General features: G+C 49.6%; 10 protein-coding genes and 1 tRNA gene. 5 read left to right on the top strand and 6 right to left on the bottom strand.

Annotation, left to right across the window (positions count from 1 at the left end; all coding sequences use genetic code 11):
* Window positions 1-189 precede the first annotated feature (189 nt).
* The 6 genes from RIG27_RS17595 to rpsT all read right to left on the bottom strand — a co-directional run bounded on the left by RIG27_RS17595 (window position 190) and on the right by rpsT (window position 11524).
* Window positions 190-4194, bottom strand: a complete 4005-nt coding sequence (locus RIG27_RS17595) for a DNA-directed RNA polymerase subunit beta' (protein ID WP_446347244.1) — start codon at window positions 4192-4194, stop codon at window positions 190-192.
* A gap of 52 nt (window positions 4195-4246) precedes the next feature.
* Complete coding sequence (locus tag RIG27_RS17600) at window positions 4247-6127, bottom strand: DNA-directed RNA polymerase subunit gamma (protein ID WP_446343586.1); 1881 nt, start codon at window positions 6125-6127, stop codon at window positions 4247-4249.
* The gene (locus RIG27_RS17605) at window positions 6099-6266 is read right to left on the bottom strand and encodes a hypothetical protein (protein WP_446347246.1); all 168 of its coding nucleotides are present in this window, start codon (window positions 6264-6266) and stop codon (window positions 6099-6101) included. Before RIG27_RS17605 ends, RIG27_RS17600 begins: the two co-directional genes overlap by 29 nt.
* A 33-nt stretch (window positions 6267-6299) precedes the next feature.
* The gene (rpoB, locus tag RIG27_RS17610; RefSeq protein ID WP_446347248.1) at window positions 6300-9650 is read right to left on the bottom strand and encodes a DNA-directed RNA polymerase subunit beta; all 3351 of its coding nucleotides are present in this window, start codon (window positions 9648-9650) and stop codon (window positions 6300-6302) included.
* Window positions 9651-10287: 637 nt separating this feature from the next.
* On the bottom strand, window positions 10288-11076 hold the full coding sequence (locus RIG27_RS17615) for a TatD family hydrolase (RefSeq protein ID WP_446347255.1): 789 nt from the start codon (window positions 11074-11076) through the stop codon (window positions 10288-10290).
* A gap of 106 nt (window positions 11077-11182) precedes the next feature.
* Complete coding sequence (gene rpsT / locus RIG27_RS17620; protein WP_446340784.1) at window positions 11183-11524, bottom strand: 30S ribosomal protein S20; 342 nt, start codon at window positions 11522-11524, stop codon at window positions 11183-11185.
* 213 nt (window positions 11525-11737) lie between these two features.
* On the opposite strand from rpsT, the gene hisD reads away from it, so the two are divergent.
* From hisD to RIG27_RS17645, 5 genes are all read left to right on the top strand, one after another.
* Complete coding sequence (gene hisD / locus RIG27_RS17625) at window positions 11738-13048, top strand: histidinol dehydrogenase (RefSeq protein ID WP_446340783.1); 1311 nt, start codon at window positions 11738-11740, stop codon at window positions 13046-13048.
* A 192-nt stretch (window positions 13049-13240) separates the two neighbouring features.
* Window positions 13241-13666: a universal stress protein gene (locus tag RIG27_RS17630; protein WP_446340782.1), complete on the top strand. Its 426-nt coding sequence runs from the start codon at window positions 13241-13243 to the stop codon at window positions 13664-13666.
* Window positions 13659-13856 (top strand): hypothetical protein, encoded by a 198-nt coding sequence (locus RIG27_RS17635; protein WP_446347251.1) that lies wholly within the window; start codon window positions 13659-13661, stop codon window positions 13854-13856. The genes RIG27_RS17630 and RIG27_RS17635 overlap by 8 nt, the downstream gene beginning before the upstream one ends.
* Before the next feature lie 66 nt (window positions 13857-13922).
* Complete coding sequence (locus RIG27_RS17640) at window positions 13923-16163, top strand: PAS domain-containing sensor histidine kinase (protein WP_446347253.1); 2241 nt, start codon at window positions 13923-13925, stop codon at window positions 16161-16163.
* 251 nt (window positions 16164-16414) lie between these two features.
* A tRNA-Leu gene (locus RIG27_RS17645) sits at window positions 16415-16496 on the top strand.
* The last annotated feature ends 422 nt before the right edge of the window (window positions 16497-16918 follow it).

Consider the following 16918-nt stretch of genomic DNA (forward strand, 5'->3'; position numbering starts at 1 on the left):
AGAGAAACTGTAGTTATGGAATTTAGTTTTTGCTGTCAATTTACCAGCTTTTACAGCTTTGTCAATGAAATACAAAAACAATTTACCCTTAATATTAGCTGACAACAAGCAAGTTGTAAGCTAATAAACTGGCGATTCATCCCACGCTCAATCGAAGATTAGAGCGTGGGGAACCTATCGCCGGATAAGCTAAACATCCTCATTCTCCTCATCCTCCACATATTCCGCCGCCAACTCGTCTGAGTTTTCGTCCTCATCCATCAACGACTCAAAATCGCTGGTATCCTCTTCTTCCATACTGTAAGCGCGAGCCGTGCGATCATCTAGCACTTCCAAGGAATCATCTTGGTCGAATTCACTACTCTCATTCAGATCACCAAAATTATACTCAGCGCCGCCATTAGAGGAATCACCATCCACCCCACTAGTTGGGTCTTCATAAGCATTGTACCCGGTTCCTGCGGGAATCAGGCGACCAATAATCACGTTCTCCTTCAAACCCCGTAACCAATCGGATTTCCCTTCAATAGCAGCTTCGGTGAGGACACGAGTGGTTTCCTGGAAGCTAGCGGCGGAGATGAAGCTATCCGTATTCAGTGAGGCTTTGGTAATCCCCAATAATACCGGCGTATATTGAGCCGGTGCGCCTCCGGTAATTGCCATGGCTTCATTTACGGTCTCAATTTGCCGCAACTCCACCAATTCTCCAGGTAGCATTGTGGTATCACCCCCATCATCGACCCGAACTTTAGAGGTCATCTGACGGACAATCACTTCGATATGCTTGTCCGAGATATCAATTCCCTGGGATTGGTACACCGACTGGACTTCATTAACCAGAAATGCTTGTGCGGCTTGCAGTCCCGCTAAAGCACCTTCATAGATTCCCTTTTCTTCCACAGTGAAATTAAAGAAAATCTCCAGAATCTCGTGAGGATTTGCCGGTCCATCAGTTAACGGTTGACCTACCTTAACAAACTGAGCATCGGAAACCATCGCGTTTTGTCCCGGACTCACCGGATAATCTGTAATCACCCCTTCCGGTTCAATCACTTTGATATCAACGGTTTCATCTTCCTCATAAACCACCTGCGTCTCACCGGGACGTCGGGCTAATACACAGGCTTCTTTAGGTCTACGGGCTTCTAGGAGTTCTTCAATCCGGGGTAGCCCTTGAATAATATCCCCCGTCTTCGCCCGCTCAAACACCAGCAGTACCAGGTTGTCACCCCGTTGCACCAAGTCTCCATTATCAATTTGCAGCACCGCACCGGCGGACACACGATAAGGACGTGCGAGTCGCAAAGTTACTGAGTCTTGGTTAACTTGGACAACTTGTCCAGATTCGGAGGCTTGCACATTGGCGGCGAGGAAATCAGTCTCCACGACTAAATCTCCCACCTTCACCTGAGGTGTGCCACTAATGGGAACGGTAATCCGATCCGCATCCCGAACCACCAGTACCCGGCGAATGGCTTCCACCCCTTCGCGAATCCCTCGGACTTCACCGGATTCTTTACACTGAATTTCGGTGCGGGCGACGACGTCTTTGGGCGCAATTTTATCCCCATCGTTAACTAACAGCCGAGTTTGGGTACTTCCCCCTAAGGGATCAGCCGAGGTATCGCGGCGGATCACCAAGGATTCCAGAATTACCAACTGCAACCGCCTGTCCTCTGGATCATCCGACTCTTCGGTTGTGACTAATTCAATATCAGCAGAAAGCTGAGAGGTGGAATGATCGCCGTCGGACTCATGAGTCATGTCCAAAACGAGTTGAGTTCGCAGCAACTCTAGTCCTTCAACGGACTTGATCCGCTCTCCATCTTTGTAGGGTAGTCGCTGAATCGTCCGTAGTTCAATCGCGATCGCACTCTCGCCATCCGACTCACCGCCCTCGGCTGAAGCACCGTTGGCACTGTCGATGGAGGCTTGAGAGGGGACATCGGGTTCATCGGGAATCTTAAACTCTACCACAGGTCTGAGCAGTAATGCCATTCCCTCTGGCGTCTCGGCGATTTCCCCATACCGCAGTTCCGCCACGCTTAACCCCGGAACGGGTTCTGTACCCGGATGTACCAGCTGACCTTCAGAGGCAAAAGCCTCGGGGACTTCATCCACCAAATGCAAGTCTCCGGGCTTAATCACAATTTCCCGCAGAATGTCATTCTTCTGCACAACTTCGACAATCCCTCCCGATTGACAGAAGATATCTTTCACCACTTCTGTCCCGGCTTCCACATATTGACCATCTTCCACTAGCAGCAACGAGATATCTTTATTAACCTCGTGGCATTCTTCAGGAATCCACAGCAGGGTGCCGCCTTTAGTGACTTCGTATCCTTGCTTGGCTTTACCGCGCTTGGCGACTTCTACGCCGCCATACTTAATAATCCCCCCAGTCTGGGTGCGATAGCGATCATCAACCAGCTCCGCTACCACTTGATTATTTAACACTTTTGTGCCTGGGGTTGCCTTGAGCAAGAAGCGCTGGTTATTGGCGGTGTGAATCACATACTGTTCGCGACCCCCACTACTTTCCATCCGCACCGCCGCTTGGTCTAGGCGTACTGACGCGGTGATGATGTCAATTTCCCGCTTGCCCGGTGTCAGTCGCACTACACCACCGTTTTGGCTAACTAACTTGGTTTCTGCTAAAACGGAACCGGGTTCCACGGCATCCCCGTTTCTGACCACGGGTTCGGCACCAGGGGGCAGATTATACACCTCTCCTGATAACACCCACAACAAGCCACCGCGCTGGGCAGTGCGGGTCGTATTCCCTTGGCGATCGGTTTTTTCTTCGGGGATCAAGTCGGCAAACAGAACTTCTCCCGCCAAATCCGAGGCTACGTCTTTCGCGGCTTTTTCCGTAGACAGGCGAGATTTGCCCAACGCCACTTCTGCTAAAAGCTGTTCTGCTTTTACCTGTTGCCCATCGGTAACTAGGAGGATGGAACCAGGCGTGACCGGAACAGTCTTGGCTTTGCCCTTATTGGTGGGTTCCAGAATCAGTTCGCCTGCGACTTCCACCTGTTCGCGCTCTTCACCGTGGCGGGTACGGACACCTCGGGTTCGCAGACTGCTCGAAAAGCGGACAACACCGTCAAACGCCGCTGAGACTTGGCGGGCGACTTCACCGGTGAATACTCCCCCGGTGTGGAACGTCCGCATGGTCAGCTGAGTTCCAGGTTCACCAATGGACTGAGCCGCAATAATACCAACGGCTTCTCCCAAGTCCACCATATGCCCATGGGCTAAACTCCAGCCGTAGCAATGCTGGCAGACAGAACGCGAGGCTTCACAGGTAAGGGGAGAGCGAACCATCAACTCTTCCACCTCCGCTTTGCCGATGATCTCGGCTAAATCGTCGGAGATAGCTTGGTTACGTTTGGCGATCACCTCTTTGGTTTTCGGATGCAGCACATCAGCGGCTAGGACTCGCCCCAAGAGACGATCTTGCAGGGGAATCAGCACGCGATCGCCATCTGTCATCGCGGTTAGTTGGATGCCTCGGGTTGTCCCACAGTCCACTTCCCGGACAATCACATCCTGAGACACATCCACCAGACGTCGGGTCAGATACCCGGAGTCAGCCGTTCTCAGGGCGGTATCCACCAGTCCTTTCCGTGCGCCGTAACTGGAAATAATATATTCAGTAACGGTTAACCCTTCCCGGAAATTGGTCTTGATCGGCAGGTCAATAATTTCCCCTTGCGGATCAGCCATTAGACCCCGCATCCCGACCAATTGGCGCACCTGAGACAAGTTTCCTCTTGCCCCAGAAAACGCCATCATATAGACCGAATTTAAGGGATCAGTTGCCTTGAAATTGACCACCACTTCATCTTTCAGGGCTTCCGACGTACTATTCCAGGTATCAATTACTTTCTGGAATCGTTCAACTTCGGTGATTTGTCCCCGACTGTAACGTTCTTCCGTGGCACGAATCTGGGCTTCTGCCGCTTCTAGCATCTCACGCTTTTTCGGCGGGACAAGTAAGTCATCAACACTAATCGAAACCCCCGCTTTTGTGGCATAGCGGAATCCTAAATCTTTAAGTTGGTCAGCCATCTGAGCAGTCCGGGCGCTGCCATACTTAGTAAACGCCCAGGAAATCAGTTTTTTGAGCTGACCTTTATCAACAACTCGATTGTAGAAAATCGATTCTTTTTGTCCTTTGTCATTCGTCATTTGTCATTCGTCCTTGGTGATTCGTCCTTGGTGATTCGTCCTGGGTTTTGGTTCAGGTAATCATCAGAGCATCTTGAATCGCTTTGTTGTAAATAATTCGACCGGGTGTGGTGCGAACGTACTGAGAAATCAGTTCTCCCTCTGCTGTTTGTCGCACACGGCGGTCTTTGTAGACTTTAGTCACTGTCCCATCTGTAGCGGTTTCTGAGGAAATCACCTGTCCATCATCCGACTTGCCTGACTGAATCGTGCCATCAAACCGCACCCACACATAGGCGTGTAATTCAACTTGCTGTTGTTCAAAAGCGCGGATGGCATCATCGAGAGAGGCAAAATAGCGACCTTCTTTTTTGGCGTGGGGATTTTCAGCGGTGAGATAATAACACCCCAGTACCATATCCTGACTGGGTGCGACAATTGGACGACCCGTTGCTGGCGAGAGAATATTATTGGACGCCAACATTAACAAACGAGCTTCGGCTTGAGACTCCAACGACAGGGGAACGTGAACCGCCATCTGGTCACCGTCAAAGTCCGCGTTAAAGGCGGGACAGACTAAGGGATGCAGTTGAATCGCCCGACCTTCAACCAAAATCGGTTCAAAGGATTGAATCCCTAAGCGGTGCAGCGTTGGTGCTCGGTTGAGCAAGACGGGATGACCCGCAATCACTTCTTCTAGCACGTCCCAAACGCTGGCGTCACCGCGCTGAATCAGTTTTTTGGCGGCTTTAATGTTATTGACTAACCCCTGACTAATCAGGCGATGGATCACAAAGGGTTGAAACAGTTCAATCGCCATTTCGCGGGGTAAACCGCACTGGTGAATTTTCAGATTCGGACCGACGACGATGACCGAACGTCCGGAGTAATCCACCCGTTTCCCCAAGAGGTTTTGGCGGAATCGACCCTGTTTCCCTTCAATAATGTCCGACAAGGACTTTAATGCCCGATTATTCGCACCCACCACCGTGCGTCCTCGGCGTCCATTATCAATCAGCGCATCAACGGCTTCTTGCAACATCCGTTTTTCATTACGGACAATAATTTCTGGGGCGAGGATTTCCTGGAGGCGTGCTAAGCGATTATTGCGGTTGATCACCCGGCGATACAAGTCATTCAAGTCTGAAGTCGCAAAGCGTCCACCATCGAGCTGAACCATGGGACGCAAATCCGGTGGGATAACCGGAATTACCGTCAGCACCATCCACTCGGCTTGGGACCCGGTGGCGATAAAGTTATCAATCACCCGCAGTCGCTTAATCAGCTTTGCCCGCTTTTGACCTTTGGCGTTGCTGATGTCCTCGCGCAGCTTTTCCGCTTCGCTGTCTAAGTTGACATCTTGCAAGAGTCGTTGTAGAGCTTCTGCACCAATGCCCACTTCTACGCCATTCAGTTCGGAGTCTTCGCTGTAAAGTTGCTCCTCAATTTCCAGCCATTGGTCTTCAGTCAATAGCTGTTTATAGCTGAGATTTTCAGCATTCCCTGGACTCAGAACAACATAAGCATTGAAATAAACAATCTGCTCAACATCCCGCAACGGCATATCCAAGAGAATACTCAGGTAACTGGGAATTCCTTTGAGATACCAGACATGTGCCACAGGCGCCGCCAGTTTAATAAACCCCATGCGATGTCGTCGTACCCGCGACTCCGTGACTTCCACGCCGCAGCGTTCACAAACAATCCCACGATGACGAACTCGTTTGTATTTGCCGCAGTGACATTCCCAGTCTTTCGCTGGACCAAAAATCCGCTCACAGAACAACCCGTCCATTTCGGGTTTGAGCGTGCGATAGTTAATCGTTTCTGGTTTCGTCACTTCCCCTACAACTTGACCATTCGGTAGGGTACGTTCTCCCCATATCCGGATGCGCTCCGGAGAGGCAATTCCAATTTTTACGTAGTCAAAGCGCTGTTCTTGTTGCTGTTTCATCTTCCAGGGTTTTTAGGGTTTCAGACGTGCCATGGCGCGTCTTGAATTTTGAATGGGTAGGGGCGGGTTTGACGACTATCGTGTTTTGTTTACCCATATGTAACTCAACCCGCCTCGACTGGATGTAGAGACGCGCCATGGCGCGTCTCTACATTATTCAACGAGAGAGAACTTATAACTCTTCTTCTTCGAGTTCCTCACTGCGGAGGGATTCATAAGTGGGTCGGCTGGGGGTACGACGGCGGTCGCCATCTGCCATCAAATCGACTTCTAAATCACGGCTGGAGCCATCGTCATCGGTTTCGACTTTGTGAACGGCAATATCCAGTCCCAAGGATTGCAGTTCTCGCATCAACACCTTAAAGGATTCCGGCGTACCGGGTCGGGGAATCGCCTTGCCTTTGACAATAGCGTTAAGGGCTTCATTACGACCTTGCATATCGTCTGATTTCACGGTGAGTAACTCTTGCAGGGTATAAGCCGCACCAAAAGCCTCCAATGCCCAGACTTCCATTTCACCAAATCGCTGACCGCCCTGCTGCGCCTTACCTCCCAAGGGTTGCTGAGTAACCAGGGAATAAGGTCCAGTGGAACGAGCATGAATCTTATCATCAACCAAGTGAACCAGTTTTAACATATAGGCGATACCGATTGTCACCGGACGATCAAAGGCTTCGCCCGTGCGACCATCAAATACCTGGATTTTGCCCGGATTGTCTGGATCAAATACCCAATCTTGCTGAGTTTCTTCCCGGGCTTGCTGGAGTTTGCCGTGAACGGTTAGCCGGGATGCTTCTTCCCCATACATTTCATCAAAGGGAATCATTTTAAATCGCAGGTCTAAGTTTTCACCCGCCCATCCCAGTAAACATTCAAAGACTTGACCGACATTCATCCGACTGGGAACGCCCAAGGGATTGAGAACAATGTCGAGGGGAGTGCCATCAGGGAGGTAAGGCATATCTTCCATCGGCAGAATCCGGGAAATAATCCCCTTATTGCCGTGACGACCTGCCATTTTATCACCCACCTGAATCTTGCGCTTCTGTGCCACATAGACGCGCACTACCATGTTGGCACCAGGGGGGAGTTCATCGCCTTGCTCACGGGTAAAGATGCGGACATCCACAACCCGACCTTTTTCGCCATTGGGAACACGCAAGGAATTGTCACGCACATCCCGGGCTTTTTCTCCGAAAATTGCCCGGAGTAGCTTTTCTTCGGGGGGTTGGTCGGATTCGCCTTTGGGTGTCACTTTACCGACGAGAATATCTCCGGCTTCTACCCACGCCCCGATCCGAATAATCCCTTGTTCATCAAGTTGGCGCAGCGAATCTTCCCCCACGTTGGGAATTTCGCGGGTAATTTCTTCGGGTCCGAGTTTGGTTTGTCGGGCTTCAATTTCGTATTTTTCAATGTGAATACTGGTGTACACATCATCCAACACCAGTCGTTCACTAATCAGGATGGCGTCTTCGTAGTTGTAGCCTTCCCAAGGCATATATGCCACCAGAATGTTCTGTCCTAATGCCAGTTCTCCTCCTTCAGTGGCTGAACCGTCAGCCAGGATTTGACCCGCTTCTACGTCATCTCCGTAAAAAACTAACGGACGCTGATTTAAGCAGGTGTCTTGGTTAGACCGCTGATATTTCTGGATTTCATACTCGATGATTTCTGGTTTGCTGGTTTGGGCTGTCTCTGGGCTGTCTCCGGGCAAGGCGGGGGTGCTGGGAGCAGTTCGTACACGAATTTTGGTGGCATCTACATAAACGACCTCACCGGCTTTCCGTGAGACAATCACCATACCTGAATCTCGTGCGGCTTGGGCTTCCAAGCCTGTACCCACCAAGGGGCGTTCTGGACGCAACAAGGGGACGGCTTGCCGTTGCATGTTTGAACCCATCAGGGCGCGGTTGGCGTCATCATGTTCCAGGAAGGGAATTAATGAGGTTGCCACGGAGATAATTTGTACCGGGGATACCGCCACAAAGTCTACCTGATCAGGGGTGGTGGTGGTGAATTCTTGGCGATAGCGCACGGGAACGGATTCGCCCAAGATATAGCCATTTTCATCCATGGGGATGTCACCAGGAGCAACGCGCTTGTCGTCCTCTTGATCAGCGGTCATATAAAGCGGCGCTTTGTCTTTGATCACCCGCCCGTTTTCTACGGGGTACGAGGGGGTTTCAATAAAGCCGTAGGGATTAACTCGTGCATGGGTTGCCAAGGAACCAATTAGACCGGCGTTGGGTCCTTCTGGGGTTTCGATGGGGCAAATTCGTCCATAGTGAGAGGGGTGAATATCTCGCACGGCAAACCCTGCCCGTTCCCGGGTTAAGCCACCGGGTCCCAAGGCAGATAAACGGCGTTTGTGGGTTAACTCAGCTAGGGGATTGGTCTGATCCATGAACTGGGATAGCTGAGATGAGCCAAAGAATTCTTTAATCGCCGCGACTAGGGGTTTGGGGTTGACCAAGGAGGCGGGGGTTAGGGTATCGGAATCAGAAACGGTCATTCGCTCCCGAATAATTCGCTCTAAGCGATTCAATCCCACCCGAACCTGGTTTTGCAGGAGTTCACCCACGGAACGAACCCGGCGGTTCCCCAAATGGTCGATATCGTCGGTGTTGCCAATATCAAATTCCAGGTTGATCAGGTAATCGATCGCGCTCATAATATCTTGGGGCGTCAGCACGCGGATTGTATCGGCAACATTTAAGCGCAATTTGCGGTTAATTTTGTAGCGGCCGACACGACCGAGATCGTAACGTTTGGCGTCGAAAAAGCGTGAGTCTAATAACTGCTGACCCCCGCTTACTGTCGGCGGTTCACCTGGACGGAGCTTGCGATATAGCTCCATCAGGGCTTCTTCTTCACTGGGATTGCCTTCTTTGTCTAAGGTCTTTTGATAATAATCCGGGTGACGCAGGGCATCGATAATTTCGTTGTCCGAGAGTCCTAGGGCTTTTAAGAGAACTTGGGCAGACAGTTTCCGGGTTTTGTCGATACGAACCCAGACTAAATCATTTTTGTCGGTTTCAAATTTTAACCAAGCGCCTCGGTTGGGGATTAAAGACGCGGAGTAGGTACGGCGTCCGTTTTTGTCGATTTCAGACTTATAGTATACGCCGGGACTGCGGACAATTTGATTGACAATGACCCGCTCGGCACCATTAATAATAAACGTACCGCGATCAGTCATCAGGGGCAGATCGCCAATAAAGACTTCTTGCTCCTTAATCTCACCCGTCTCTTTGTTGATCAGGCGAGTGGGTACATACATTTGCACGGCATAAGTGCTGTCTCGCCGCTTGGCTTCATCCACATCATATTTAGGGCGCTTGAGCTTATAGTTTTTGCCGATAAAGTGGAGTTCCAGCTTACCCGTGTAGTCACTAATCGGTGAGAAGCTGTCGAGTTCTTCAATTAACCCTTCTTCAAGAAACCAGCGAAAACTGGCTCGCTGAATTTCAACTAAGTCTGGTAATAGATAGGTGGGAGTTGTATAAGTTTGAGTAGTCATGCTTTTCCTTCTGGAGAGGGTGAATCAGCGTCAGGATGGGCTTCACAGCCAAGGTAGAGGCGGAATTTGCTCCTCTAGTCAGCAATCCTGAGCAATACGATAGTATGATTGGCTATATCTATCGGGGTAGATATTAGACAGCGTCTAGCGCTGCTAAGCCGAGAATTTTTACCTCAAAGAAGCAATAAGAGAGTCTGAGGATAATAACGACTGTCTTAATAATCGGCGGGAGCGTTTTAATGATAATGATGATACAGGGGTTGATCTACAATTAGATAGAGTCGGCGGCATCTTCTCCTCGTGGGCAGTTGGGTATCGATTAAGGATTGTTTCGGGGTAGGCAGTGATGGCGGGATAAAACTTGAGAAAATTTTATACATAGTAACTCTTCTTAATCAATTATGGCGCAAGCCCAACGGGATTTACCTGTTTGCCACTCCTTTTTTGGCTTTAGGGGGAGCTGGGGGAGCCATGTAGAGACTCCTCATGCTACGTCTGGAAGCTGGGGGAGCCAGGGAAGTAATAGACTGACATAGTTAAAAACGTCATAATTGACACCCAAACCCTCATTTTTTGACCCAACCCTAGGCTCATCGGGCCTAATAATTTTTAGGGCTGGCGATCGCAAACTGGTGTTCTAGACACCATCTACGCTCAGATTAAACAGCCGACAGGCATTCTGGGTGGTTTCTTGTGCCAAGGTTTCCAGGGGAATCTGCCGCAGTTTGGCAACACAATCGGCAACATGGTACAAGTTAGCGGGTTCATTGCGCTTCCCCCGTTTGGGTACGGGGGCGAGGAACGGACAATCTGTTTCAATCAGCAGGCGATCACTTGGCACTAGGGCGGCTGATTCTTTGATGGCTGTGGCGTTTTTAAAGGTGACAATACCACTGAAGCTAATATAAAAGCCTAGATCCAAAAACCACTGAGTCTCCTCAGGCGTTCCCCCCCAACAATGCATCACACCCCGAATGGGTCCCACCTCTTGACAAAACTGCTTCACCTGATCACGAAGATCGGCGGCGGCGTCGCGACAGTGAATAATCACGGGTAAGTTAAGCTCGTGGGCGATCGCAAGTTGTGCAGCGAATACCTGCTTTTGCTGGTCTTTGTTTTCGGCTTTGTAGAAATCTAACCCCATTTCCCCAATTGCCACAACTCGGGCATCGGAATCAGCTAAGGCGCGAATTTGATCCGCCATTGGGGGCGTCCATTTGTGGGCATCTAGGGGATGTAAGCCAACGGCAAAAGACAGTTCCGGGAATTGGTTAGCCAACGTTTGTATCCCTGAAAACTCTGAAGGTTCGACACAGGAATGAACCAGCCGCACGACGCCGACATCCCGCCAGCGATCGCGCACCGCTTCTCGATCAGACTCGAAGACATCGAAGTTGATATGAACATGGGTGTCTATCAACTGCATTGACATTGTGTTTGTCCTCCCCCGCTCAATTCTTACCCAAGACCAACCCAATGAACTAACATTTTTCCTAGCTTAGAGCTTATTTTTGAGTTAACACGCCGGAACCCTAGGATGCCTCTGTCGTTTCAGCCGTCGATGTTTCAGCCGATGGAGGATTCAGTTGAGCCTTTACCTTTTTGAGCTGCTTTACCAGACGGGACTTCTTACGAGAACCATTGTTACTGTGCAGGACGCCCCGCTTCACCGCTTTGTCTATCTTACTGTAAGCAGCAGACATGCGATTTTTGACATCCTGCAACGATTCAGGACTTGGCTGACGGGCGTAATCCTCGACAGCCTCAAAATATTTTTTCATCAGCGTTCTCACCGCTGATTTATAGCTTTTATTGCGAACTCGGTTTCGTTCAGCGATTTTGATACGTTTAAGAGCAGACTTACTATTAGCCACAGAAATCTTCCGGAAAACTAAGGTTTGAGATTACTCATTTACAAAATACCAGAACAACTACTATAACATCTATGTCAAAAGTGTCGCGAGTCCAGAAAAATCCAGGTAAGCTAGAGAAGAGAGTCTAGGGAAGGACGGACTCCCGGTGAGGGAACTCTCTGTTCCTATCCTAGTCTCCCACGGATAATACCTCATGATAGGCACTCCGACTCCATGCTGCGAATAATCACTCAGCAGGCTGAGGCAAAAAATGAACTGCGGCGGATCTGCGATCGCACCTCCCACGATGGAATCATGCACAAAGAGGCGACGGTGCGAGAAGTCTTGCAGACGGTAAAACGCCAAGGGGATAAAGCCCTCTTGCACTATACCGAAGAATTCGATCATCAACGTTTAACCCCTGACCAACTGCGTGTCAGTGGCTCAGAACTGGATGCTGCCTACCAGCAAGTATCCAAGGAACTCTTGGATGCGATTCAGTTGGCAGCCCAGCAGATTGAAGCCTTTCACCGACAGCGTGTTCCCAAATCTTGGGTGCAATTTGGCGATGATGAGGTGGTTCTGGGCAAACGCTACACACCAGTGGATCGAGCCGGACTCTATGTTCCTGGCGGTCGAGCCGCTTACCCAAGTACGGTGTTAATGAATGCGATTCCGGCAAAAGTTGCAAAAGTGCCTCAAGTCGTTATGGTCACACCACCGGGCTTGGAGAAAAAAATTAATCCAGCCGTTCTAGTCGCCGCCCAAGAAGCCGGGGTCAGCCAAATTTACAGGGTAGGAGGCGCCCAAGCGATCGCGGCGTTAGCTTATGGCACCGAAACCATTCCCAACGTGGATGTAATTACCGGTCCAGGGAATATCTACGTCACCCTGGCAAAGAAACTCATCTACGGGACTGTGGGTATTGATTCCCTTGCCGGTCCTTCAGAGGTACTAATTATTGCCGATAGTAACGCCAACCCCGTCTATGTCGCCGCCGATTTATTGGCGCAGGCAGAACATGACCCGCTAGCAGCAGCGATTCTCGTGACGACGGACTCGACATTGGCAAAAAACGTACAAGCCGAAGTCAAACGCCAACTACAGGATCATCCCCGACGCGAACTCACCGAAAAAGCGATCGCACATTATGGCTTGATTGTCGTCGTCGATTCCCTGGAAACAGCCGCCGAACTCTCTAATGAATTTGCCCCCGAACACTTAGAACTAGAAATTACTGAACCTTGGGACTTACTCAACCAAATCCGCCATGCGGGTGCCATCTTCCTGGGAACATCCACCCCAGAAGCCGTTGGTGATTATATCGCCGGACCCAATCACACCTTACCCACCTCTGGTGCTGCCCGCTACGCTTCGGCGTTAGGTGTAGAGACATTCATGAAGCACTCGAGCCTAATTCAATATTCCTCAACCGCCCTGAATAAAATGGCAGGAGCGATTCAGATATTGGCACAAGCCGAAGGATTACCATCTCATGCGGATTCCGTGCGCTTACGCACCTTTGGCGATCGACATTCGGATTAAGACAGAGCTAGGGAGCTAGGGAGAAAAGGAGCAGGGGAGCTAGGGAGCGCAGGAAAAATTTAACGAATGACAAAGGACGAATGACAAATAACAATTTGTCAAACCAGTAGACAAAACCTCTGATCAAGAGGGAAAATTCCTATTGCTGGGAGCCGATCGCTCACAATCGCTCATGAATGAGGAGAAATTTTGGTGCTAAAGACGATTCTGGTAGCTCTCGACAGCTCCAAGCCAACCTATCGCTTAATTGAAACCCTAGATAACCTACAAATAACATCAGCCGCCAAAATTATCTTGTGCCATGTCATGCCTTCTCAAGACCCTGACATGGACATCCCTGTAGATCGTCCACATCCTTCGGAGGAGTTCCTTTACCAAGAAACCGAACAGCAACTGCATCTGTATCAATCCAAACTGCCTTGTTCCAGTGAAATTCAAATTGTTAACGGTGACCCCGCCGCCGAAATCATTCGCCTTGCCCATATTTACCACGCGGATTTAATTGTGATTGGCACTCGTGGACTGACAGGCGTAAAGCGAATTTTGCAAGGTTCGGTGAGTAGCCAGGTGGTGGCTGAAGCCCCTTGTTCGGTATTGGTGGTTAAGGCGAATGAATAGTCATTTGTCATTTGTCATTTGTCATTTGTCATTTGTCATTTGTCATACTCAAGGGCGCGAGAAGCAAGCTACGTCTTATGTCATGATCGTCCCCAGCTCCCAGACGCGCCATGACACGTCTGGAACATCGCTCCAAGAGCTCCCAGACGTAGCATGCTACGTCTGGGACATTGCTTCCTCTAAATGCTGAACACAAACTCCGGAACGATAGTAGAAAATATGGAGGTTAACAGGGTGCAGCTATTGTGTATAAAAGATGACCGCAGAAACCTTTGATCAAGAGATTATCCTATCCCTCAGACGTGTAGAAACGCTGTGGCAACAGGCACAGGAATCACTCAAACTGCCCGCACCAGAGTCTCCACACACGGAGGAGATCCAAAACCAGCAGCAACATTTACTACTGGAGAGTTTGACCGAACTGTTCCATTCCCTGCAAGAACTCCAATTTGCCGCCGGAGAACTACGCCAACAAAATGATAAATTAACCCAAAGCCAGATTGCCTTGGAAGCGGAACGCCAGCGTTATCGGGAATTGTTTGAGTTTGCTCCCGATGGCTACCTGGTTACTAATCCCGACGGGATCATTGTTGAGGCAAATCAAGCCGCCGCCCATTCGCTAAACTTTTCTCCAGAACGTCTGGTGGGCAAATCCTTCGCTGTTTTTGTCGCCCCTCAAGAACGACGTGACTTTTATTACAAATTGAGTCAGTTACAACAGGGGGAGTCGATCAATAATTGGCCCGTCCAGATTCAACCCCGTGGTGATACCTCATTCCTCGCTTCCCTAACCGTCGCGCCTGTGCAAAATCCATCGGGTCAGGTAATTGGATTGCGCTGGCGGTTACAAGATTTGACGATCGCACGCTATAAAGATTCCATGCAATCCCATCTTCATTCCCGGTTGGACTCCATTGTTAATCGGACGGTTATTGGTCTAGGATTTCTAGATCATCAGGGGAACCTGCTCGAATCTAACCCGAAACTTCAGGCAATGCTCGGTTGTCCGGCTGAGGAATTAGCACCCACGTTGATGAGATGGATGAATTTAGATAAGCCGGGGATGGAATCGGCAATGTTTCGCCAATTAATCGCGGGTGAACGTCATTCCTACCAATTGGAGAAGCCTTTCCACCATCCCGATAGCACCATCGAATGGGGACGGCTTACCGTGGCGCTGGTGCAGGAGACATCAGACGAACCCATTTCGGCACTTTGTATCCTGGAGGATATTAGTGAGCAAAAACGCCTGAAAACGGAGCAACAAGCGGCAATTCGTCAGCAACAAGCGATTCAGCAGCAGCAAGCGGTCAAACAAGCCGCCAGTCAGCCAGAGAAGAAACCTCCAGCCACCCCCTCTCCCCCAACGCCGGATACCTCAGTCGAACAACTCGGACAACTCCTGAATGGGATTCTCTCAAATTCCAGTGACTTTTTCCTATTGTGCGATCGCACGGGCAAATATGTCTATGTGAATCAAGCCGCAGCCCAGGCGTGGGGACTTAGCCAAAAGGATTGTATTGGTAAAACCTGGCATGATCTGAAGCTATCCACTGAGCAGATGAAACAGTTGGATATTCAACGGGACATTGTTTTAACCACAGGACAATCTATCTCCGACGAAATTACTTTAACCACGGTTGAGGGGGTGAAGGATTATGAGTACACGATGACGTGCTTGGATTATCTTGAAGGGGATGGCGGTGCTGTTGTGATCACGTTTAAAGATTTGAGTGAACAAAAACAGGCGAGGGTAGCTGCTAGCGAAGCCATGGCAAAAGAAGCCGAATATCGGGCGCTCAAATCCCAGGTTGACCGATTTGCCTCCGTGGTTACTAAAGAACTCCGTGATCCCCTGAACAAGATTTTTTCCCATGCTAAATACCTGGAAAATAACCCCGATTTCGACACGCAGAATAATCATCTTTACTACATCCAGCGTATCCAAGGGAATGCTCACCGGATTAATCAACTCCTGAATGATCTGCTATTGATTAAAAAGATTGAAGCCAAGCAACTGCGTTTAAATCTCACGGAACTGGATTTCACTCAGTTGTGTCAGGAATTAATCGCCCAGTTACAGGAACGTACACCGTCGAACCCTCAGATTAGTTTTGTTGGTTCAGAATCCTGTTCTGGCGTGGGTGATGAACGATTATTGCGTCGAATGTTGACAAATTTACTAATTAGTGCATGGCGATATGCACCAGAGGACAATCCGATCAAGTTGGAATTGTTGTGTCAAGACGAGAAGGTGGTGTTTCGTATCCCCGATTTCGGCAGTGGGATGCCGGAATCGGAGCAAAACATCTTATTCAACGCTTTTGACGCCAAGAGTCATGGTGATGCGGTGACGGGAAGTAGTTTAGGGCTGATGCTGGTTAAACATTGTGTCGAGGTACAAGGCGGTGCGATCGCGGTAGAATCTCAAGCGGAAGCAGGAAGTACGGTGACGATTACCCTACCCTTGCCGCAAGCTAGGGAGGAGAACCCGTAGACGATGGGGATGGGGAATTTATACCTCATCAGGTAGAACCGCTGTTCTTTCAGGATTGTAGAGACGTAGCATGCTACGTCTCTACAGTGTTCTAGAGGGGTATTCAACCTGAATTTGAGATAAGCAGAGGCTTGACCGCACACCTGGAGGCTTTCAGGCGATAGCAACGGTAGAATAAGGCGTTCAGCTTATACGTCGAACTCACCTAACCAAATCGCCAGGTTTTTGCTATCATAGCTATCGAGTGAGTCGCGGACGTGGCGGAATTGGCAGACGCGCTAGATTTAGGTTCTAGTACCGTAAGGTGTGAAGGTTCAAGTCCTTTCGTCCGCATTTGAGTTTTCTTTTTTATTAAAATTAGTTGCTTTGAATCTATTAATCGTTAAATTAGCAACATTTTTTGCCAATGTTTTCCTAACCACGCCTGTCCTTGACTAATTGATAAAGGTTTTTCCAATTCGCCAGCAGTATCCTAAAAGTGCGGGGATTCTTCGTTCACCGATCCGGCTTGCTGTCAGACGCGATCGCGAGTTTGTTAAGTTTTCCTAAGATGACTGAAGTGCGATCGCCTGTTTGGGGGTATGATTGAGGATATTTTCTGCTACCCATCTCATAGAACCAGCATTGCGTTTTTCCTCCCTCTTGTCTAAAATATTGGTCTTTAGACCATTTGTCAAGACCAATGGGACAAGATTATCGTCACGCCAACACGTCAGTTACGTTGATCAACTATCACTTTGTCTGGATACCAAGAC

It is taken from the genome of Coleofasciculus sp. F4-SAH-05 (assembly GCF_040222985.1).
In the GTDB taxonomy this organism is placed as follows: Bacteria; Cyanobacteriota; Cyanobacteriia; order Cyanobacteriales; family Coleofasciculaceae; genus Coleofasciculus; species Coleofasciculus chthonoplastes.

Bases quoted from the DNA above. Each gene is read 5' to 3' on its own strand.
- RIG27_RS17595 (WP_446347244.1), bottom strand. From the start codon at position 4,194: ATGACGAATGACAAAGGACAAAAAGAATCGATTTTCTACAATCGAGTT.
- RIG27_RS17600 (WP_446343586.1), bottom strand. From the start codon at position 6,127: ATGAAACAGCAACAAGAACAGCGCTTTGACTACGTAAAAATTGGAATT.
- RIG27_RS17605 (WP_446347246.1), bottom strand. From the start codon at position 6,266: ATGGCGCGTCTCTACATCCAGTCGAGGCGGGTTGAGTTACATATGGGT.
- rpoB (WP_446347248.1), bottom strand. From the start codon at position 9,650: ATGACTACTCAAACTTATACAACTCCCACCTATCTATTACCAGACTTA.
- RIG27_RS17615 (WP_446347255.1), bottom strand. From the start codon at position 11,076: ATGCAGTTGATAGACACCCATGTTCATATCAACTTCGATGTCTTCGAG.
- hisD (WP_446340783.1), top strand. From the start codon at position 11,738: ATGCTGCGAATAATCACTCAGCAGGCTGAGGCAAAAAATGAACTGCGG.
- RIG27_RS17635 (WP_446347251.1), top strand. From the start codon at position 13,659: ATGAATAGTCATTTGTCATTTGTCATTTGTCATTTGTCATTTGTCATT.
- RIG27_RS17640 (WP_446347253.1), top strand. From the start codon at position 13,923: ATGACCGCAGAAACCTTTGATCAAGAGATTATCCTATCCCTCAGACGT.